Origin of the sequence: Rhodococcus sp. EPR-147, from assembly GCF_001647185.1 — a bacterium.
Classification (GTDB): Bacteria; Actinomycetota; Actinomycetes; order Mycobacteriales; family Mycobacteriaceae; genus Rhodococcoides.
The window spans coordinates 1-20,834 of sequence record NZ_LVCU01000163.1 but is presented as its reverse complement, the minus strand read 5'-3'; the positions used below and the strand labels follow the sequence as shown (position 1 = coordinate 20,834).

At 64.8% G+C, this 20,834-nt stretch carries 19 protein-coding genes; 11 read left to right on the top strand and 8 right to left on the bottom strand.

From position 1 onward, the window contains the following. The first annotated feature begins 126 nt into the window (after positions 1-126). Positions 127-288 (top strand): hypothetical protein, encoded by a 162-nt coding sequence (locus A2J02_RS28125; RefSeq protein WP_176460173.1) that lies wholly within the window; start codon positions 127-129, stop codon positions 286-288. A 6-nt stretch (positions 289-294) separates the two neighbouring features. Here the strand turns inward: A2J02_RS28125 and A2J02_RS08340 are convergent, their stop codons facing one another. Beyond that, on the bottom strand, positions 295-729 hold the full coding sequence (locus tag A2J02_RS08340; protein ID WP_068049184.1) for a MarR family winged helix-turn-helix transcriptional regulator: 435 nt from the start codon (positions 727-729) through the stop codon (positions 295-297). Between the two features lie 179 nt (positions 730-908). Here A2J02_RS08340 and A2J02_RS08335 point away from each other — a divergent pair, with 179 nt between their 5' ends. The 3 genes from A2J02_RS08335 to A2J02_RS08325 all read left to right on the top strand — a co-directional run bounded on the left by A2J02_RS08335 (position 909) and on the right by A2J02_RS08325 (position 4,541). Further along, positions 909-1,979: a DUF4185 domain-containing protein gene (locus tag A2J02_RS08335; RefSeq protein WP_082898704.1), complete on the top strand. Its 1,071-nt coding sequence runs from the start codon at positions 909-911 to the stop codon at positions 1,977-1,979. A gap of 23 nt (positions 1,980-2,002) precedes the next feature. Further along, the gene (locus A2J02_RS08330; RefSeq protein ID WP_068049181.1) at positions 2,003-2,626 is read left to right on the top strand and encodes a class I SAM-dependent methyltransferase; all 624 of its coding nucleotides are present in this window, start codon (positions 2,003-2,005) and stop codon (positions 2,624-2,626) included. 79 nt (positions 2,627-2,705) lie between these two features. Continuing rightward, positions 2,706-4,541, top strand: a complete 1,836-nt coding sequence (locus A2J02_RS08325) for an acyl-CoA dehydrogenase (RefSeq protein WP_068049178.1) — start codon at positions 2,706-2,708, stop codon at positions 4,539-4,541. 246 nt (positions 4,542-4,787) lie between these two features. Here the strand turns inward: A2J02_RS08325 and A2J02_RS08320 are convergent, their stop codons facing one another. From A2J02_RS08320 to A2J02_RS08305, 4 genes are all read right to left on the bottom strand, one after another. Then, positions 4,788-5,759, bottom strand: coding sequence for a hypothetical protein (locus tag A2J02_RS08320; protein WP_082898703.1), 972 nt, complete (start codon positions 5,757-5,759; stop codon positions 4,788-4,790). Between the two features lie 630 nt (positions 5,760-6,389). Continuing rightward, complete coding sequence (locus A2J02_RS08315; RefSeq protein ID WP_068049175.1) at positions 6,390-6,881, bottom strand: flavin reductase family protein; 492 nt, start codon at positions 6,879-6,881, stop codon at positions 6,390-6,392. Between the two features lie 148 nt (positions 6,882-7,029). Then, a complete protein-coding gene (locus A2J02_RS08310; protein ID WP_068049206.1) occupies positions 7,030-9,261 on the bottom strand; it encodes a VanW family protein in 2,232 nt (743 codons plus the stop codon). 229 nt (positions 9,262-9,490) lie between these two features. Further along, positions 9,491-10,795 (bottom strand): PucR family transcriptional regulator, encoded by a 1,305-nt coding sequence (locus A2J02_RS08305; protein ID WP_231893769.1) that lies wholly within the window; start codon positions 10,793-10,795, stop codon positions 9,491-9,493. Between the two features lie 148 nt (positions 10,796-10,943). Between A2J02_RS08305 and A2J02_RS08300 the strand changes: the two genes are divergently transcribed. Genes A2J02_RS08300 through A2J02_RS08280 form a run of 5 tightly spaced genes read left to right on the top strand, consistent with a single transcriptional unit; the run spans position 10,944 to position 15,739 of the window. Further along, a complete protein-coding gene (locus A2J02_RS08300) occupies positions 10,944-11,765 on the top strand; it encodes an ABC transporter ATP-binding protein (RefSeq protein ID WP_231893768.1) in 822 nt (273 codons plus the stop codon). Beyond that, positions 11,755-12,477 (top strand): ABC transporter ATP-binding protein, encoded by a 723-nt coding sequence (locus A2J02_RS08295; RefSeq protein ID WP_068049166.1) that lies wholly within the window; start codon positions 11,755-11,757, stop codon positions 12,475-12,477. The genes A2J02_RS08300 and A2J02_RS08295 overlap by 11 nt, the downstream gene beginning before the upstream one ends. Positions 12,478-12,499: 22 nt before the next feature. Then, positions 12,500-13,378 (top strand): branched-chain amino acid ABC transporter permease, encoded by an 879-nt coding sequence (locus tag A2J02_RS08290; RefSeq protein ID WP_068049163.1) that lies wholly within the window; start codon positions 12,500-12,502, stop codon positions 13,376-13,378. A gap of 1 nt (position 13,379) precedes the next feature. Beyond that, positions 13,380-14,423, top strand: a complete 1,044-nt coding sequence (locus A2J02_RS08285; protein ID WP_068049160.1) for a branched-chain amino acid ABC transporter permease — start codon at positions 13,380-13,382, stop codon at positions 14,421-14,423. Continuing rightward, complete coding sequence (locus A2J02_RS08280) at positions 14,420-15,739, top strand: ABC transporter substrate-binding protein (protein ID WP_068049158.1); 1,320 nt, start codon at positions 14,420-14,422, stop codon at positions 15,737-15,739. The genes A2J02_RS08285 and A2J02_RS08280 overlap by 4 nt, the downstream gene beginning before the upstream one ends. Positions 15,740-15,869: 130 nt before the next feature. Here the strand turns inward: A2J02_RS08280 and A2J02_RS08275 are convergent, their stop codons facing one another. After that, positions 15,870-17,213 (bottom strand): acetyl-CoA C-acetyltransferase, encoded by a 1,344-nt coding sequence (locus A2J02_RS08275; protein ID WP_068049155.1) that lies wholly within the window; start codon positions 17,211-17,213, stop codon positions 15,870-15,872. Positions 17,214-17,296: 83 nt separating this feature from the next. Between A2J02_RS08275 and A2J02_RS08270 the strand changes: the two genes are divergently transcribed. Both A2J02_RS08270 and A2J02_RS08265 read left to right on the top strand, forming a co-directional pair. Next, entirely contained in the window at positions 17,297-18,643 is a 1,347-nt protein-coding gene (locus A2J02_RS08270; protein ID WP_068049203.1) for a 3-oxoacyl-ACP reductase, read from the top strand. Beyond that, complete coding sequence (locus A2J02_RS08265; protein ID WP_068049153.1) at positions 18,640-19,497, top strand: MaoC/PaaZ C-terminal domain-containing protein; 858 nt, start codon at positions 18,640-18,642, stop codon at positions 19,495-19,497. The genes A2J02_RS08270 and A2J02_RS08265 overlap by 4 nt, the downstream gene beginning before the upstream one ends. A 110-nt stretch (positions 19,498-19,607) precedes the next feature. Here A2J02_RS08265 and A2J02_RS08260 read toward each other — a convergent pair whose 3' ends face one another. After that, entirely contained in the window at positions 19,608-20,210 is a 603-nt protein-coding gene (locus tag A2J02_RS08260; protein ID WP_032377568.1) for a TetR/AcrR family transcriptional regulator, read from the bottom strand. Between the two features lie 62 nt (positions 20,211-20,272). Next, on the bottom strand, positions 20,273-20,834 hold a 562-nt coding region (locus tag A2J02_RS08255), incomplete at its 5' end, for a glycoside hydrolase family 3 N-terminal domain-containing protein (RefSeq protein ID WP_331712139.1).

Sequence of the window (20,834 nt, the reverse complement as noted above, 5' to 3'; positions counted from 1 at the left end):
CCGTTGTGGAACAGCACCTTCGATCTGCCCGAATTGCCGGACCGCACGCGACCAATATCGAATCGCAACAAAGCCGAACCACCGTTTCACGGCTATTTCACAGACACAGGTGCTAGAAAGTGTGACATGACCGGGTTGTTGATAGGCGTAGCCGTCTGGATGGTGTTCGCGACAGTCGTCGCCACCGTCCTCGGCCGCGTCGCGCGCCGGGGTGACTCCGAGGAATTGGGGTCGACGATCGAGTGGGACGTCGAGGCTCTCGAGCACGAACTTCACCACGAGAACTGACTGCGCTCAGTCGACCCGCTCGACGACCTCGGTGAGAATACGAGCCGCTGCTGCCAGCGTCTGGCGCTGCTGCGGCGTCAATTCGTCCAATTGTTCCGCCAGCGCGATTTCCCGAGCTGCAACCTCCTGCCGTGCAGTCGCCGTGCCCGCATCGGTCAGCAGAAGAACCACCTGCCTGCCGTCCGTCGGATGCGGCTCCCGGTTCATCAAACCCAACTCGACCAAGGCGTGCGACGACCTGGACACCGACGGCGGCTTGATCCGCTCACGCGCCGCCAACTCCCCCGTCGTCATCGGACCCTCACGAAGCAACGTCGTCAGAATCGACAGCTGAGCGACGGGCAATCTGTCGCTGGAATGGCGCAGTCGGAGTCTCCGATTCAATCGCATTGCACTGACGGACAAATCCCTCGCCAGCCGGGAATCGGGCAGATCACTCACGCTGTCCAGATTACGACACCGAGGTGCATTCGCCCGATTCCCAGAAACAGCGGATCGCTCGGTTTATTCCGCCTCGAACAAACCGCTGATATGGTTCTCGTCGGTTGCCGGGGAGTGAGATCGAATTGGGGGAGATCGTCGTGCGTCGCGTGGGTTCCAGAGTCTTGACCGTTGCCACCATGGCCGTAGCCACGTCGCTGCTGGTCACCGGGCCCAACGCCCTCGCAAATCCCAATGCGGTCAATCCCATTGCCGGACTCAACGGCACGTTCGGGCTGCCGCAGCTTCAGGGTCGCGCACAAGCCGTCGCTCAGGTGACCGGTATCTCGAGTCCCAACAACACGCAGAACGTCAACATGATCGGCACCGATCTCGGCATCATGTGGGACAACGGCCGCGGCGAGGTGCTGACGGCATTCGGCGATACCGCCGGCCTCGGCATACCCAACCTGCTGCAGGGCAGCCTGTGGTCGTGGCGCAGCAACGCCATCGTACGGAGCAACGACCGCAACCTCGCCGACGGCATGAACTTCGACAGCGTCGTACTCGACCCGATCGGCCAGACCAAAGAGGTCGTCCCCAGCCCCAAGATCCCGTTCGTCGAGATCAGCCGAATCCCGACGGCAGGCGTGGCCGTCGGCGACAGTCAATACCTCAACCTGATGTCCGTGAAGAACTGGGGACCGCCGGGAACCTGGGAGACCAACTTCTCCGGCCTGGCCGTGTCGAACGACAACGGGGAGAACTGGGCAGCGCTACCGGACACCCAACGGCCCAGCGTCGGCGGCGACCGCAACTTCCAGCAGAGCGCCTACCTGAAGGACGGCGGCTACGTCTACCAGTACGGCACCCCGCCCGGCCGCTTCAACCTCGGCCACGTCGCTCGCGTCAAGGAACAGGACATCGCCCGGCTCGGCGAATACGAGTACTGGACCGGCCAGGACTGGAAGAAGGGCGACCCGGCCGCGGCCGCACCCATCGTCGGCGGCGTCGGTGAACTCTCCGTCGCGTACAACGCAGCCCTCGGTCAGTACCTGATGATGACGACCGACAACGCCAACTCGATCGTCCTGCGACGCTCGCCGTCACCCGTCGGGCCATGGAGCCCACCGGAAGTTCTGGTCGACACCCGCGAGGTCAGCTCCATCTACGCGCCGTACATCCATCCTTACTCGACCGGCCGCGACCTGTATTTCGTGGCGACGGTCTACCAGAACTACAACGTGCTGCTGCTGCGCGCGACGCTGTAGGAACCGCCACTAGGCTTCCGAAGGTGGACGCCGCAGACTGGGATCGCAAGTACGAAGGCCGAGAACTCGTCTACGGCGAGGCACCGAACGCGACGCTCGTCGAAGTCGCGACGACGCTCGAGCGAGGTCGCGCACTGGATCTCGCGTCCGGCCAGGGTCGCAACGCGATCTGGTTGGCAACCCGCGGCTGGACCGTCGACGCCGTCGATTTCTCCTCGGTGGCGCTGACGAGGGCGAACGACGTGGCGTCTTCGGCACCCAGGTCGGTCCGCGAGCGACTGACCTGGGTCCACGCCGATGTGACGCAGTTGTCAACAGAACCGAACTATGACCTGGTTCTCATGTTCTATCTCCACTTGCCCCCGAACGAACGGCAGAAGGCCGTCTCGGTCGCCGTTTCCGCGCTGAAACCTGATGGAATCCTCATGATTCTCGGACACCACTCCGCGAACATCGACTCCGGCGTCGGTGGTCCACAGGAAGCCGAGATCCTCTACACGCCAGAGGATTTGGCGTCGGACATCGGTACTGGACTGACCATCCTCACTGCCGAAAACCGCTATCGCGACGTGACCGGCGGCACAGCGATCGACGCATTGCTACTGGCGAGTAGGCCTCCCCTTGGCAGCGAACCGGATCGGGGGTAATATCCGTTAAGTTACCGACGAGTAGCTAACTTGGGCGGTACTCACGAGACCGCACCACCGACTGGAGAGCGAACGAGCAATGGGCCATTACAAGAGCAACCTCCGGGATCTCGAGTTCAACCTCTTCGAGCTTTTCGGACTCGACGAGACACTCGAAGGCGACAACTTCGGCGACATGGACGGTGAAGTAGCCCGCGACATGCTGCGCGAGGTCGTACGCCTCGCCGAGGGACCGCTGGCCGAGTCCTTCGCGGACGCCGACCGCAACCCGCCCGTCTTCGATCCCGAAACCCACAGCCTGAAGCTGCCCGACTCCTTCAAGAAGTCGTTCAAGGCGCTCTACGACGGTGAGTGGTGGCGCGTCGGCCTCGACGAAGAAGTCGGTGGCATGGCAGCACCCCGCAACCTGCTCTGGGGCATCAACGAGATGCTCCTCGGATCGCAGCCGGCCGCGTTCATGTACTCCGCAGGCCCCGGATTCGCAAACATCTTGTACCACAACGGAACCGACGAGCAGAAGGAATGGGCCAAGGTAGCCGTCGAGCGCGGCTGGGGTGCCACGATGGTCCTCACCGAGCCCGACGCCGGATCCGACGTCGGCGCAGGTCGCACCAAGGCGATCAAGCAGGACGACGGCTCGTGGCACATCGAAGGCGTCAAGCGATTCATCACCTCGGCTGTGTCCGACGACCTCTTCGAGAACATCTTCCACCTCGTTCTCGCCCGCCCCGAAGGTGCCGGACCCGGAACCAAGGGCCTGAGCCTGTTCTTCGTGCCGTCCATCCTCTTCGACTTCGAGAAGGGCGAACTGGGCGAGCGCAACGGCGCATTCGTCACCGGCGTCGAGCACAAGATGGGCCTCAAGGCCTCCGCCACCTGTGAACTCACCTTCGGTGGCAACGGCATTCCCGCCAAGGGCTGGCTCGTCGGCGAGGTCCACAAGGGCATCGCGCAGATGTTCGACGTCATCGAGCACGCTCGAATGATGGTCGGCACCAAGGCAATCGGTACCCTCTCCACCGGCTACCTCAACGCACTCGAGTACGCCAAGGAGCGCGTCCAGGGCGCAGACCTGACGCAGATGACCGACAAGACCGCTCCCCGCGTCACCATCACCCACCACCCCGACGTGCGTCGCAGCCTGATGATGCAGAAGGCGTACTCGGAAGGCCTGCGTGCGGTGTACCTCTACACCGCCGCACACCAGGATCCGGTCACCGCCAAGCAGGTCTCGGACGCAGACGCAGACATCGCGTACCGCGTCAACGACCTCCTGCTGCCCATCGTCAAGGGCGTCGGCTCCGAAATCGCCTACCAGGTACTCGCAGAATCCCTGCAGACCCTCGGCGGCTCCGGATTCCTGCAGGACTACCCCCTCGAGCAGTACATCCGCGACGCCAAGATCGACTCGCTGTACGAAGGAACCACCGCCATCCAGGCGCAGGACTTCTTCTTCCGCAAGATCGCCCGCGACCGCGGTGTGGCCCTGGCTCACGTTGCCGGACAGATCAAGTCGTTCATCGACAGCGAAGCAGGAAACGGTCGCCTCAAGGCCGAGCGCGCACTGCTCGCCACCGCACTCGAAGACGTTCAGGCCATCGTCACCTCGATGACCCAGCACCTCATGGGCGCACAGGACCAGCCCACCGAGCTGTACAAGGTCGGCCTGGCATCGGTGCGCTTCCTCATGGGCTTCGGAGACCTGCTCATCGGCTGGCTGCTGCTGCGTCAGTCCGAGATCGCCATCGCTGCACTCGACAACGGCGCAGAGGGCAAGGAGAAGGCGTTCTACGAGGGCAAGATCGCAGTGGCCTCGTTCTTCGCCAAGAACATCCTGCCGCAGCTCACGGCGACCCGCGCCATCCTCACCAACATCGACAACGACATCATGGAACTGGACGAAGCAGCATTCTGATTCCCTGAACTCTTCGGCGGCCGCACTCGTTCTCGAGTGCGGCCGTTGTCATATGTACGCCGGGGCGGTGGTGTCGCGGCGGGGCCCGGGTTTGCCGCAAAAGCGCGCGCATTTGATTGGGAGGCGGGGGTGCGAGCCCCAGCCGCCGCAAAAGCGCGCGCGTTTGTCAGATGAGCGGGGTTGCAAACCCCCAGCCGTTGCAAAAGCGCGCGCGTTTGTCAGATGCGCGCGAATTCTGCCGAATACTCAGGCAATTTCGAGTGAATTCGGCGAATGCGCGCGCATTTGCGGGCCGCACGAGGTACTCCGCACCGTCCCTCGTGGTGGAGGCAGGGCAGCAGCCCGCTCCACAGCTCGGGCCACGCGCGCCACCAGCTCCGCCGGATTCGCCAAATCTGCCCACGTCCAGCGCACCACGGGATAGCCGAGATCGCGCACCGCGTCCTCCCGCACCTTCTCCCTGAACACAACGTCGCCGGGGTGCTCATCCTGCCGTAGGTACTTGGTGTACTTGGCTTTACCATCGAACTCGCACACCACGACGCCATTGACCAGCCAATCGATCCGCGCCACCGTCCGCCCGTCCGGATCCAGGATCTCCACCTGCGATTCCACGTCGAATCCGCTCTCACGCAGAATGACTCGACTCTGAGACTCGCCGGGGTTTTCGCTCCGCCCGTCCATGAGGGAAACGGCTCGTCGCGCCTGCGCCACACCTTTCCATCCCCGAGCACGCTGCAACTCCGACTCAAGCTCCTTCGGATCGCAGCGCTTCAGAGCTGAGTCACCTGCGATCACCGCCGACAGAAGCGGCTCGGTACGGGCAAGGTCGACAACCGTCCGCGCCAATGAGGTCACGGGAATTCCGTCGACGGTGGTGCTGGGTACCCACGGCGCACAGTGCACGATCACCGCTGCATTCGCTCGACCTCCGCCGCGGCGGCGTCGGGTGACGTGAACTTTGTCGAATCCGCCCGTGGGCAAGGGTAATTCGTGCAGTAGCGCCGCCGAACGGTGACTCACCGTGCTGCCGTCCGCAATCATCGGAAATACGGCGTCGATCAACAACCGATGCCGCTCCTGCCCCGAAAGGCCGGCCAGCCTCGACGTCGGAACGTAGACGCCATTCACCAAACGCTCCCAGCCCCCGCGTTCGTACATTGCTCGCAGCTCGTGATCGGCATTGCCATCGGCAAGAGCCTCCGAGCGTCGCACCATTCGGTCATCCCTCATCCTTCGAGTCTCGACCATGCGCGCACCGATCCGAGGACGAAAGTACCTGCCTGTGTACAACTTCGGACCTGTGGATGAATACAGGTACGGGCGTACCAGTTCGCTGTGGCGCCGGAGCCGCCAACGCGCGCGCAGTCGTCAGGTGCGCGCAGAATTGCCCCCGATCAGGCCACCAATTCGCGCGCATTCAACAAACGCGCGCGCTTTTGCGAAGACTGGGGAACCGAAGCAGGCGAACGGGAACAGGGAACACAGGAACACGGGAAACAGGGAACAGGGAACAGGGAACAGGCCGACGGTGCATCGTCACGCGGGCCGACCCGACGAAGCGTCGAAGGGCGAAACCAACGCCGGACCCCGCAAATGCGCGCGCAGCCGTCAGGTGCGCGCAGAATTGCCCCCGATCAGGCCACCAATTCGCGCGCATTCAACAAACGCGCGCGCTTTTGCGAAGACTGGGGAGGCGGGGGACCTGGGGAGCCGAGAGGACCTGGGGAGGCGAAGACTGGGGAGGCGGGGGGACCTGGGGAGGCGAAGACTGGGGAGCCCGGGGGACCTGGGGAGGCGAAGACTGGGGAGCCCGGGGGACCTGGGGAGCCGAACAGGGAACAGCCGCTACTGCTGCAGTTTGCGGAATTTGCTGCCGTGGAACACGATTGGGTTCACTTCACTCTGGACGTCCAGGGAATGTATGCGCAGCAACACTATCGCGTGGTCGCCCGCGGGGATTTGCTGCTCGATGGTGGTGTCGAGCCATGCGGTGGCCCCCACGATGAAGGCTGCTCCCCCGTCGGTGACGGTGAGGTCGAGGCCGGCGAATCGGTCACCGGTTTTGGCTGCCAGGGTACGGACGGCGTCGTTGTGTGCCTCGCCGAGAACGCTGACGCCGATGTTGGGTGCCAACTCGAGTTTCGGCCATGTCGTCGACGTGTTCTGGATGCACACCGCGACGAGGGGCGGGTCGATGGACACCGATACGAAGCTGCTGGCCGCCAAGCCCACCAGGACGCCGTCTATCTTCGCGGCGATCGCGACCACTCCGCTCGGGAACTGCGCGTACGCCTCACGAAGCGTCTGCTGATCGAGGACGGTACGTGTGAGCGTCATGGACGAAGCTCCCTTTCGATCTTGTGATGCAACCCCGCGTGGGCACAGTTCCGACGAGCGAACACCCACTGCAAGCAAACACCCGATCGGGCGGCAACGCTACAGTCCGAATCGACGTGATTCGAATGACCCTCTCGCGGTTGCAGCATCACTCGTCTTCTTCCGGTTCCGGAGCCGGGTCCGCCGCGGGTGCCGGGCGATCGGGCTGAACGCATCGAACGATGGGGATCGGGTCGTATTTCACCGTTCGGGTGTTCCGCGAAATTTCCCTGCCCGACGCGGCATCGCTGATCACCCTGGTGTCACTGGCGGTGAATCCTTGACCTCCACCGGACGCGACGCAGCCTGCGCCTGCGGGCAGTGTCACCGTGTCGGGTGAGGTGAAGTTGGTTCGCGAACCGGTGATCGATTCGACGTCGACCGTCTTGGTTCCCCACAGTCGGACGGTGACGCTGGACGAATCGGCGAACGATTGGATGACCACACCGGTGTCGTTCGGGTTGGTGAACTTCAGGTCGATGGCACCTTCGAAGACCGTCGCTTCGCGCGCCTCGGGGTATCGGCTGATGTAGTAGCTGTGCTCGGTGTGGTCGGTGTCTTCCATACCGGCGAAGTAGGACGCGTTGTAGCGCGTCGTCGCGAACTGGCTGATGCCGCCGCCGACGGCGCGATCGGGTCGACCGTTGTCGATGATCCCCGACTCGACGAAGCCCTGCGCGGTACCTCGCGGACCGGTGTACTCGTTGAGAGAGAACGTTTCTTTCGGCTTCACGAGCGCACCGTTCACGATCTGCGCCGTCAGCCTGATATTGACGCCCGACGCGTACTCGAATCCGCCGGTGGTGTACTCGGCAATCACTTCTCGCACACCGAGATTCTGCGCGGCTTCGGTGGTGAGAGCGGGCGGGGCCGGCTCGTAGATCGCCTCGGTGGTGCGGGGTCCGTCAGCGGACAGCAGGGCAGGCAACTGCTCGAGGGTCTTGCGCCACTCGACCAGCTCGCCCATCTCTCCGGGGACGACGGTCGGTGCACCGCCGGAGAAGGTGAACGACGCGTCCCTCGGCGGTACCTCGGTGCGCACGAGTTGCGGCGCGAGAATGCCTGTGGCGACGTCGGTGTCGTAGATCGGGGTCAGTCCGCCCTGGCCGTCGGGGTCGAAGCGGAGAACCTCGCCCACCCGATCCGTCGGCAGCGTCGCGTCGACGTTCTCGCGACCGGCGACAATCACCGGTGCCTCCACCGCAGGTGCGGCGATGTTCTCCAGCGCCTGGTCGACGGCTTCCTGGGTCACCGTAACGGGAGTGGACTCGTACACCGCTTCCGTTGCGCCCGAGGCCCATTCGGTCTGCAGGTTGCGACGCGTCCCGTCGGCGTCGAGTATCCGACCGGCCAACGGCGCGACGGCAATCGGTGTGCTGCCGTCGAACACGACGTCGCCTTCGACGGGGTCGCGGTCGGTTTCGACCCGCAGGCCATCGACGGCAGCGGTGAGCGCTTGCTCGTCCGTGGTCGACACGACGCCGATCTCGCGGCTGCCGAAGAACGATGTCAGTCGAGTGATCGGGTTGATCGGTTGCGATCCGGCGCGGTCGAGCGTGGCGTTCCAGTCCACACCGAGACCGGCAGCGGCAGGCAGTACCTCGACCTGCCGGTCGCCGACGTCGACCGATACGGGCTGCTCGGCGCGCGCACCGAGCTCCGAGCGCAGGAGTTCTTCGGCGTCGGAGTGGCTCTTGCCGCCGACCTCGATCCCGGCGACGGTCACACCACGGGGTACTCGGTCGCTGGAGGTGATCCAATCCGCCGCATACAGCAGCGTGAGAACCGCAACCACCGCGCCGGTCCCGATCGCGATCTTCCGCCACGGCGGCACGAACCCGGACCCGTCGGCGGCCTGCGGCGCTCCGTCCTCCGGCGGAATCACCGGTGGCTGGACCGGCGACTCGGCCTGGGGAGAAACAACGGTCTGCGCAGGAGCAACGGTCTCAGCAGGAACATCGGCTTCTGCGGGAACAACGGGTTGCGCGATCGTCGGCGATTCGTCGGCTGCGGGCGGCTGTGCAGGGGCCGGGACCGCATCGGGCTTCGCGTCCCCAGCCTCAGCGGCGGCGGTTTCGGTGGTCTCGACATCGTCGACGGCCGGGTCTGCGACAGCGGATTCCGTGTCGTCGGACTCGGGCTCAGCGGTGTCGGCTTCCACCTCGGATGCATGCTCGGGCTCCGTTTCCGGGATCTGCTCGGCGGCGGATGCATGTTCGGGACCGGCCGCCTCGTCGCCGATCGCGCCGAAGACCTCGGTGGGAGCGTCGTACGGCGGTACGTCGGGTTTCGGTTCGGCACCGTTGGGTGCGTCACCCGACCTCCTGTTGCCCTCGCTCACGTTCGACCCTTCCAGGACCACCGTTGGTTGTTCGTTCCGCCCTTCTGCACGGCGTACCCCCGGCACGAGCTTACGCAAACCGAACGGTGACGCTCACTCGGAGACCATCGGCGCAGGAACGACAAAGGCTCCGCGCTGCTGCCGGGTCGGGGGTCAGGCAGCAGCACGGAGCCAACTGGAATATATGCAGGCTGTGCCACCTCGTTACAACGACTGCGAAATTGTCTCGTCAATTCATTCGGTTGAATGATCCACGGGTCGTCGAACTGTCCCCTTGCCCGACGGCTCGGGCCCAATGTCCCGTCCTGACCAGCGCGAGGGTGAGCAAGAGCCGATCTCGCGGATCGGTCAGATCGTGCCCGGTCAATTCCTCGATCCGGTGAACCCGGTAGATCACGGTGTTTCGGTGGCAGTAGAGCGCCTTGGCGGCGTTGGTGGGCGATCCGTCCGACGCGAGCATGTGCGCGAGGGTGTCGAGCAGCGTTCCTCGATGCGGCTCCGGGTGCGTCCACAACTTTCCGAGAGCGTGGCGAACCAGCAACTCCGACGACTGGTCGTCGGCCGCCATGATCACGCGGGGCAGTCGGTCCGTCGCCAAGGCAACGCCGCTGTCCTCGGTGATGGTCTCGGCTGTCAATGCCGCAAGGCGGTACGCCGCCGCGAACGACGACAGACCCTCCGGAGAATGCGCGACCCCCACCGGCCCGACGGCCCGAGCAGCGAGCGCGTCGACGACGGAGTTCCACGATCCGGTTCCGAGTGCGACGAGCGCGAACTGGTGGCCGTCCCTGGTGTTCCAATGCGAGACCGCACCGATCTGATCCAACGCGTCCTCGGGTGCCGGGAGCGGCGGCGACCCTTGATCGTCCAGCGGTCCGACCACACACGCAATTTGTTGCGATGCCGAAAGGCCAAGAGTGGCACGAGCTTCCATGACGAATGCCGGATCACCACCTCGCCCCGATCGGAGGCCGTCGAGTATCACCAGAACGTTGGCGATATCCCGCTGCTGCATCCGGGCGCTTTCCTGACGGTATGCCTCGACGAGAGTCTCGTACTGACTGTCGAGCGCACGCCACAACTGTTGCCCGGCCACCAGAAGCAGATGCTCGTCGATCCTGGTTCGACGCTGCTCGCGCTCGAGCATCAACTCCTCCCACAGCGTCCGACTCCCGAGCGTGTACGCCTTGAGCACCAACTCCATCGGAATGCCCTGGCGTGCACGCTCCCTGCCGGTACGACGCCACACCTCACGGGTGTTGTCGTTCGCGGTACGTAGCCCCGACAACGTGCGAAGGCCCTGATTGATGTGCTCACGGGTACTGCGCCTGATCTCGCCGGCGATGTCCGGAGTGGAACTGGCCAGGTAGGCGGGTTCCTGCTCGATCAGCGCCAGCGTGATGGAGTCGGCGATCGCGTCGGCCCGTGGCGTCAACGCGGCCCACGCACTCCGAATTTTCTCCTGGTCGGAGTCCGTCACCGCTCCGCGGGCAGCCGAACGCGCCGATGCGCGTCGACCATCGGGAGCACCCACCTGGACAGTTTTGCGCACTGAGCCCACATGACAGGCCGATTTGACCGTTACTGGTGCCCAGGGACCCAAACATTCTGTGCGCAGCGCCCATATCGCCCGTTGTGCGAAACGCACCATAGTGAACGCAACAGATTGTGAGGTGGATCACTTGAACTCTCTTCGAACGAAGGACCCGGTCCTCACCATGGCGGACATCGAGGTGTCCTTCGGCGGCATCGTCGCGCTGTCCGGAGTCAGTCTCGAGGTGCGACCCGGCGAAGTTCTGGGCGTCATCGGGCCCAACGGTGCGGGCAAGACGACTCTGTTCAACGTCGCGTGCGGACTCGTTCGTCCCCGATCGGGAACACTCGGACGACTCGGCGAACCGTTGACCCGGCTACGACCGCACGACCTTCCCCGGCTCGGCATGAGCCGAACTCTCCAGGGACTCGGACTGTTCGATCGGATGACCGTGCTGGACAACGTCATGGTCGGTGCCGACCGGACAGCGCACACCGGGATCGTCGCCGGCCTCCTCGGCCTACCGTCGAGCGCCTCCGACGATGCCGCCGTCCGTTCCACCGCGATGGCCACTCTCGAACGCCTGCGCATCGACGGCTATGCGCACCGATTGCCACCGAGCCTGCCGTACGCGGTGCGCAAACGCGTTGCGCTCGCACGCGCCCTGGTGAGCGCACCGACATTGCTCCTGCTGGATGAACCCGCCTCGGGTCTGTCCAGTGACGAAATGAGCGAGCTCGGCGACGAGATCCGATCGCTCGCAACGGCACCCACCGATTCCGAACCGGAAAGACCCGCAACATCGGTGATGCTCGTCGAACACCACATGGATCTCGTGATGAGTGTGTGCGACCGAATCTACGTGCTGGATTTCGGCAAGGTCATCGCACAGGGAACGCCCGATCAGATCCGCGAGGACCCTGCCGTACTGGCGGCATATCTCGGAAACGAAGTGGCACATGAAGACTGACGCGGCACACCTGAAAATCACCGATCTGACCGTTCGCTACGGCCCGGTCACCGCCCTCGACTCGGTGTCGATGACCGTCGCGGCCGGAGCTGTCACCGCCGTACTCGGCGCGAACGGAGCAGGAAAGACCACTCTGCTGCGGACCATCTCGGGATTGCTCAAACCGGTATCGGGGAGGATCGAACTCGCCGGGGCCGACATAGTCGGCGTGGCACCGGATCGCATGTCCCGCAAAGGTCTTGCGCACGTTCCCGAGGGACGTGGCGTCATAGCCGAGTTGACCGTCGACGAGAATCTTCGACTCGGTGCGATGGGACGCAACCGAAGTCACGACGCCGTCACCCTCGACCGCATCTACGACATGTTTCCGCCCCTGACCGGCCGTCGAACGTCCTCCGCACACACCCTGTCCGGCGGAGAGCGGCAGATGCTCGTGATCGGCCGAGCACTGATGGCGACACCGTCGGTGCTTCTGCTCGACGAGCCCTCTCTCGGACTCGCACCCAAAGTCGCCGCACAGATATTCGAGACGTTGCGCGGGCTCGTCGACTCCGAGTCGATGACCGTCGTTCTCGTCGAACAGAACGCTCGCAGCGCGCTGTCGATCGCCGAACACGCCGTCGTCCTGGATCTGGGCAAGGTCGCGGTGGAAGGTCCCGCCGACACCTTGGCCGGGGACGACGCCCTCCGACACGCCTACCTCGGGTTCTAGAGCCGAAAGGACGCCTGCCACAGTGCAACAACTGCTCACCATCCTCATCAACGGCGTGACGACAGGCATGATCTACGCCGCGTTCGCGCTCGCCCTCGTCCTCATCTGGCGATCGACCCGAATCGTCAACTTCGCCCAGGCCCCGATGGCCATGATCACCACCTACGTCGCACTGGTCGTCATCGACGCCGGCTACTCCTACTGGATCGGATTCGCAGTCGCGCTGCTGTGCGGCCTGCTCCTGGGAGCCTTGACGGAGCGACTCGTCATCCGGTTCGTCGACAGCTCGTCGCACATCAACCCGGTCATTCTCACGCTCGGGTTGTTCATCATCATCCACGCGGTGGCCGCCATCATCTTCGGCAACCAATTCCGTTCCTTCCCCGCACCGTTCGGCCTCACCGGGCAGCGGATCGGCGACATGAACGTAGCGCTGACCGGCTACGACATCTTCAAGATCATCGCCGTCCTCGTGGTCCTGGGACTGCTGATCCTGCTCTACCGGTTCACCGATCTGGGACTGAAGATGCGCGCGAGCGCCTTCGAGCAGGAGGTCGCGAAACTCCTCGGAGTCCGCGTGAGCCGAATGCTCACTCTCGGTTGGGCCCTGGCCGCAGTGGTCGGTTCGCTGGCGGGGCTGCTCATCGCAGGTGGCTCGCTGGTACATCCGGGCTACATGGACTCGATCGTCGTATTCGGCTTCGTCGCAGCAGTTCTCGGCGGACTGGACAGCCCGGCGGGCGCAGTGGTCGGCGGACTGTTGATGGGCATCGGTCTCAGTTTCGTCAGCGGCTATCTCGGTCAGGATCTGGTCTCCAGCGCGGCATTGGTGATCCTGATCGTCGTGCTTCTGCTGCGACCGAGCGGGCTCTTCGCCGGCTCCGCGGCCAGGAGGGTATGACATGAACGCGACTCTCACTCGCCTCACCGCAACACCGGTTCGACGCCACTTCCTGGGCGCTGTCATCGGACTCGTCGTCATCGTGCTCGCCCTCGAATCTCTGAGCACCTTCCGTCAGAGCCAACTCACGTCCGTCGCCTACCTGGCGATCGCTGCCGGCGGACTGACGGTGCTGACCGGGTTGAGCGGCCAGCTGTCCCTGGGGCACGGCGCGTTCATGGCGGTCGGTGCGTACACCGCAGCATTGATGCTGCGCGCCAACGATTCGGGATGGTCGGTACCCCTCGTCCTGCTTGCCGCCACCGTGATCTCGGCAGTGGTGGGCATCGTGGTCGGAGTGGCCGCCGCCCGACTGCACGGGCCGTACCTGGCCGGTGCGACGCTGGCGCTCGCCGTCGCCGTACCGGGCCTGGCCCTGTACTTCTCGGACTACCTCGGCGGCGAACAAGGCCTCGTCGTCCCGGCACCGAAAGTGCCGGAGCTGATCGACGACATGATGTTCTTCGTCACCGGAAACGAGCTCAGCGGAACGAAATTCGTCGCGTACGTCAGCTGGATACTGCTCGTGCTGGTGTTCTTCCTGTTGGCCAACATCTCGTCGAGCCGCATCGGACGTCGCTGGCGGGCCGTCCGAGACGACGAGGTCGCCGCCGAGTTGTCCGGTATCGACCTGGGCCGCGCACGCATCCTCGCGTTCGTGGTCAGTGCGGCCTGTGCCGGCGCGGGCGGTGCAGTGCTGGCGATGTCGGCCCGAATCGCGGCACCGAGCGGCTTCACCCTCACCCTCTCGCTGACCCTGCTCTCCGCCGTCGTCATCGGTGGACTGGGAACCCTGTCCGGCGCATTGATCGGGGCCGTTCTGCTGACCTACATCCCGCCGGTGGTGACCAACCTCGGACTCGATCTGGGGCTGAGCAGTCTGCAATCGGCCGAACTCGCACCACTGGTGACCGGAATCTTCACCGTCCTCGTCATCCTGTTCGCCCCACTGGGTTTGGTGGGCACGTATCGCAAGTTACGTACAACCAGAAAAGGAATGAAATGAAAAAGTTCGGATCGGTGGCGTTCAGAACGACCGCGCTCGTCGCCGTCGTCTCGTTGGCCGCGGCGTGCGGTGCAGGTGGCCGAGACGAGGCGACGGAGTCCTCGGAAGGATCGACGGTCGGCATCACCGACACGTCGGTCAAGATCGGTGCCCACTTCCCGTTGACCGGGGTCGCGGCTCCCGGCTACAGCGAAATCCCCACGGGCGCACAGGCTTACTTCGATTACGTCAATGCCGCGGGCGGCATCAACGGCAGGCAGATCGAGTACGTGGTTCGAGACGATTCGTACGATCCGACCACCACCACCCAGGTCGTCAACGAACTCGTCCTGCAGGACGAGGTGTTCGCCGTCGTCGGCGGACTCGGCACCGCGACCCACAGCGCTGTCATCGACTTCCTCAACGAGGAGGGTGTGCCGGACCTGTTCGTCTCCTCCGGCGCGATCATGTGGGGCAACGATCCAGAGAAGTACCCCAACACCTTCGGCTGGCAGCCCGACTACCAGGTCGAGGGCAAGATCATCGGCGACTGGGTGACCAAGAACCGGCCCGACGCCAAGGTCGGACTGTTCCTCCAGGACGACGACCTCGGCCGAGACAGTGAGGAAGCGGTTCGCCAGTATCTCGACGACCAGATCGTCGAGGTCGTGCGCTACACCTCGGGCAACACCGATGTCGCACCTCAGATCGCGGCCCTGCAAGGTGCCGGAGCCGATCTGGTCCTCGGCTTCAACGTGCCCTCGTACACCGCGCTGAGCCAGCTGACCGCCATGCGGCTCAACTACGACCCCGAGTGGTTCTACAGCTCGATCGGTTCCGACGTCGACCTCGTCGGCTCACTGCTGGGCCGCTTCTCGCAGGGTGCGGTCACCGACGGCGCACAGTCGCTCGAAGGAATGATCTCGCTGGAGTACATCCCGGGCGTCGACTCTCCGGAGAACCCGTGGACCCAACTGTGGCAGAAGGTGTGGGCGGAGAACGGAACCGGTGATCCACTGACGAACTACCGGATCTACGGTCTGAGCCAGGCCTACGCCTTCGTGCAGGCACTCGAGGCGGCAGGCGAGAATCCCACCCGTGAGGGCATCGTCGCAGCCATCCAGGACGGCGGAATGGACTTCGAGGGACCGCAGCTGGCTCCGTTCCGGTACTCGGAAGACAGTCACCTCGGTATCTCCGGTGCCAGTGTCTTCCAGATCCGCGGCGGAGTGCCCGAGTACCTGACTCCGGTACTGCAGACGGACATCGGCGATTCGGCTGTGGAGGAATACACCGGCGAAGAATCGACCCCGCCGGAAAGCGGCATACCCGGCTGATCACACGAGAAAGGGGCACGCGGATGCGTGCCCCTTTTTCATGTCGTGGTCGGCAGATCCGAAAACCCCTCGATTACCGGATCCGCCGACCCTGTGTCCCCCGATTCGTGAGCAGCCGAAGCTGCAGTGATCAGCGCTCGATGATCGCGGTGACGCCCTGGCCACCGGCCGCGCAGATCGAGATCAGGCCACGGCCCGAGCCCTTCTCGGCCAACATCTTCGCCAGCGAGGCCACGATGCGTCCGCCGGTCGCGGCGAACGGGTGACCCGCTGCGAGCGAGGAGCCGTTGACGTTGAGCTTGCTGCGATCGATGGAACCGAGCGCGCTGTCGAGGCCGAGCCGCTCCTTGCAGTACTCGTCGCTCTCGAAAGCCTGCAGAGTTGCGAGCACCACCGAAGCGAACGCCTCGTGGATCTCGTAGTAGTCGAAATCCTGCAGCGTCAGGCCGTTGCGCGCGAGCAGACGCGGAATCGCGTAGGTCGGAGCCATCAGCAGGCCGTCCTTGAACGATCCGTTGCCGTGGACGTAATCGACTGCGGCGGTTTCGGAATCGACCAGATGCGCGAGCACCGGCAGGTTGCGCTCGGCGGCCCATTCGTCACTCGACAGCAGGGCAGCCGACGCACCGTCGGTCAGCGGCGTCGAGTTACCGGCCGTCATGGTGGCGTCGCCCAGCTTGGTTCCGAAGACCGGCTTGAGCGTCGCGAGCTTCTCCACGGTCGATCCCGGACGCAGGTTGTCGTCTCGGGTCAGGCCGAGGAAAGGCGTCACCAGATCGTCGAAGAAGCCGCCGTCGTAGGCGGCAGCCATGTTCTTGTGGCTCGCTGCGGCCAGTTCGTCCTGGTCCTCGCGGCGGACGCCGAATTCCTTGGCGGTGATGGCGGCGTGGTCACCCATCGACAGGCCGGTACGTGGCTCACCGTTGCGCGGGATCTCGATGCCGAGCATGCCGGGACGGACGTTGCCGAGAAGCTTGATGCGGTCGGTGGTGCTCTTGGCCCGGTTCAGGGAGAGCAGGAACTCGCGCAGTTCGTCGTTGACGCCGATCGGAGCGTCGGAGGTGGTGTCGACACCGCCGCCGATACCGGCATCGATGCGACCCGACGCGATGGCGTCGCCGACGGCGATGATCGACTGAAGGCCGGTGCCGCAGGCCTGCTGGATGTCGAAGGCCGGGGTGTACGGGCTCAGCGCGCTACCGAGGACGACCTCGCGAGTGAGGTTGAAATCGCGTGAATGCTTGAGCACGGCACCGGCGGCGACGAGACCGAGGCGCTCGCCCTGCAGACCGAATCGCGAGACCAGCCCGTCGATGGTCGCGGTGAGCATGTCCTGGTTGGACGCCAGCGCGTACTTCTTGTCCGAGCGCGCGAAAGGAATGCGGTTGCCACCGACGATTGCGACCGGTCGTAGCTGCTTGCTTGTCACTGACGTCTCCAAACATCGTCGAAAAAGGCCCTGGTGGAGTTTCATCTTACTGGCGAGTAAGTTGGTTGTCGACACCCGGTCGTGCGCCTCGCTCCTCGAGCGAGCAGCGCTGAATGAAAGGTACGACAGTGGCAGCCTCCAAGGGAGCCCCAGATCTCTACTCAACGTTCCTCGCGTCCGCGCCGGGAGCCTTCATCGCCAAGCAGGCAGGCCTGCCGCAGCCCGAGAAGCTGCGCCGCTACAAGGCAGGCGAGCCGCCGCTGGCCGGACCGGTCCTGATCGGTGGCAGTGGCCGCCTCGTCGAGCCGCTGCGTGAGCTGCTGTCGGACTACCCGCAGTCGCAGCCGCACGACGACAAGCACGGTGGACTGGTGTTCGACGCCACCGGAATCGGCAATGTCGCCGAGCTCGAGCAGCTCTTCAAGTTCTTCCAGCCGGTCATCCGCAACCTGGCACCGTCCGCTCGCGTCGTCGTCATCGGCACGACGCCGGAGGAGACCTCGAGCGTCGACGAGCACATCGCTCAGCGCGCCCTCGAAGGCTTCACCCGCAGCGTCGGCAAAGAGGTCAAGCGCGGTGCCACGGCGCAGCTCGTCTACATCTCCCCCAAGGCGTCGACCGGCCTGTCCGGCCTCGAATCCACCCTCCGCTTCCTGCTCTCGGCCAAGTCCGCTTTCGTCGACGGCCAGGTCATCACCGTCGGAGACGCCGACTCGCAGGCACCGGCTTCGTGGGACAAGCCGCTCGCAGGCAAGGTAGCCGTCGTCACCGGAGCGGCCCGCGGCATCGGTGCCACCATCGCCGAGGTCCTCGCCCGCGACGGAGCGACCGTCATCGCAGCCGACATTCCCGCTGCCGGAGAAGCACTGTCGCAGACGGCCAACAAGGTCGGCGGCACTTCGCTCGCACTCGACGTCACCTCCCCCGACGCCGGAGAGGTCCTCTCGAAGCACCTGCTCGAGCGCCACGGCGGAGCCGACATCATCGTGCACAACGCAGGCATCACTCGCGACAAGACCCTCGCCAACATGGACGACGCCCGCTGGAACTCGGTCATCGGCGTCAATCTTGCTGCCCCGCAGCGCATCACCGACGAGCTGGTCGCATCCGGCGCACTCAAGGAGGGCGGCCGCGTCGTCGACGTCTCCTCCATCGCAGGCATCGCAGGCAACCGCGGCCAGACCAACTACGGCACCTCCAAGGCCGGAGTCATCGGCCTGGTGCACGCGTCCGCGCCGGTGCTGGCGAAGAAGAACATCACCATCAACGCTGTCGCCCCCGGCTTCATCGAGACCGCGATGACCGCTGCGATCCCGTTCGCCACCCGTGAGGCCGGACGCCGCATGAGCTCGCTGCTGCAGGGCGGCGAGACCGTGGACGTCGCAGAATTGGTCTCGTACTTCGCTTCTCCCGCATCGAACGCCGTCACCGGCCAGGTCGTGCGCGTGTGCGGCCAGAGCCTGCTCGGCGCATGAGCACCGTCACGCTCACCGCGCAGCCGAAGACCTCCGACATCTACACCTCGGCTGCGCTCGGCGCGCTGCCGTTCCTCGGATCCCGGTCGTCGTCGGTGCCGAACACGGTGTACGAACTCAAGGGCCTGCGGGTGGACCCCGACAACCTCGCCGGGTACTGCCGGGCGACGGGGCTGCGATTCGGCGATCAGCTCCCGGTGACCTACCCCTTCACCCTCGTCTTCCCGACGGTGATGAAACTGATGGTGTCCAAGGGCTTTCCGTTCGCGGCCATCGGTTCGGTACACGCCGAGAACGTCATCGAGCAGTTCCGTGGCATCTCCGCGTCCGAACCGCTGGACATCCGAGTGCACGCGGAGAATCTGCGCGAGCATCGCAAGGGTTTGTTGGTGGACCTGATCAGCGAGGTCAAAGTGGGACGGGAACTGGTCTGGAAGCAGACCTCGAGCTTCCTGAGCCTGCAGAAGACTTCGCTGTCCGGTGGACCCCGTGAGGCACCGCCCGCCGACGAGGTCCCGCCGCCCCCGACCCGCACCCTGCGCGTCGATCAGCGGATCATCAGCCGGTACGCGGCCATCTCCGGAGACCGCAACCCGATTCACGTATCCTCGCTCGGCGCAAAGGCATTCGGGTTCCCGAAGACCATCGCGCACGGAATGTGGAGCGCGGCAGCCGTCCTGCAGACCGTCGAGGGTCGAATTCCGGAGGCCGTGAACTACAGCATCCGCTTCGGCAAGCCGATCGTCCTGCCCGCGACGGTCAACGCCTACGCCGATGCCGTCGGCACCGGCTGGGACCTGTCGCTGAAGAACCCGAAGAAGGGCTACCCGCATCTGACGGGCACCCTGAGGTAACCGGCTCACCCTCGAACTCGAAGTTGTGGACCGATTTCCTCGGATTTCGGTCCATGACTTCGAGTTCGGCAGCAGGAGTGGAGCCTGCGGAACGACCCGGGCGGCCAGTACTAGGTTGCGGCTGTTTTCTTGCCCGCCAGGCCGCGCCAGGCCAGGTTCTCCAACAGGTCCGCTGCGGCGTCGACCTCGATTTCGCCGCCCGCCACGCGGTCGGCCACGGCCTCGCCTGCCCCGACCAACGCGACGGCCATCAGCCCGAAATTCTGCGACTGCTCCGGATCCCTCGTGCTCATGGCGAGCAAACCGGCCGTCAGCTCGATCAGCCGATCCCGGCTGCTCTGCACCTGCGAGGCGAACGCCTGCTGGCCGATCGCCTGACGGTAGAGCACCATCCACGATTTCCGGTTCTCGCCGACGAATCCCAGGAAGCCGATCAGCGCTTTGCGCAGCTGCTCGCGCGGCGTCAGCGTCGGGTCTGCAGCAGGAGTCAGGGCCTCGACGAATTTGACGCCCTCGCGATGAATACACGCCGCGAACAACTCGTCCTTCGACCCGTAGTACAGATAGAGCATCGGCTTGGAGATGGCCGCCTTCTTGGCGATCGAATCCATCGACGTCTCGTGAAAACCGTTGTCGGAGAACACATCCACCGCCGCGTCGAGCATCTGCTGCTCGCGGACGGCGCGGGGCAATCTCTTGGTGCCGCCAGCCATGGACCCTCCAATACGTACGAAGTACTAGACGTTACTCCACAGTAAGGTCCAGTACCGCACAATCAGGCCCCGCACGCCCCCTTGAACCGGGCAACCGTCGCCGCAGCCTCGTCCACCTGCGCCGCGTCGAGGCGTCCCGTCGCCACCGCGTCTTCGAGATTGTCCAACACCGCGGGCACCTGATCGGTGGTGAGCCAGAGCGCCACATCTGCTCCCGCAACCAACGCCGCCTCGACCGCGTCGACGATCCCGAGCCTCGCCGTGATCGCCGCCATGCCGCTGAGGTCGTCGGTGAAGATCGGGCCGTCGAACGGTGCGGCACCGTATCCGACGCCATCGCGCAACAACGCCATCGCGGCCGGGCTGATACTCGCCGGCACACCCGGCTCGGTCAGTCCCGGCACATCGAGGTGCCCAACCATGACGCCGACGCCGGTGTTGTTCAATGCCGCGAACGGCAGGAGATCCTTGGCCTTCAACTCGTCGAGCGACGGCGTCGTCACCGCGCCGGTGTGCGAGTCGCCCGATCCCGAACCGTGCCCGGGGAAATGCTTGATGACCGGCTTGACGCCCGAGTCTTCCAGACCTCGCGCGTACGCACCCGCGTACTCGATGACGACCTGC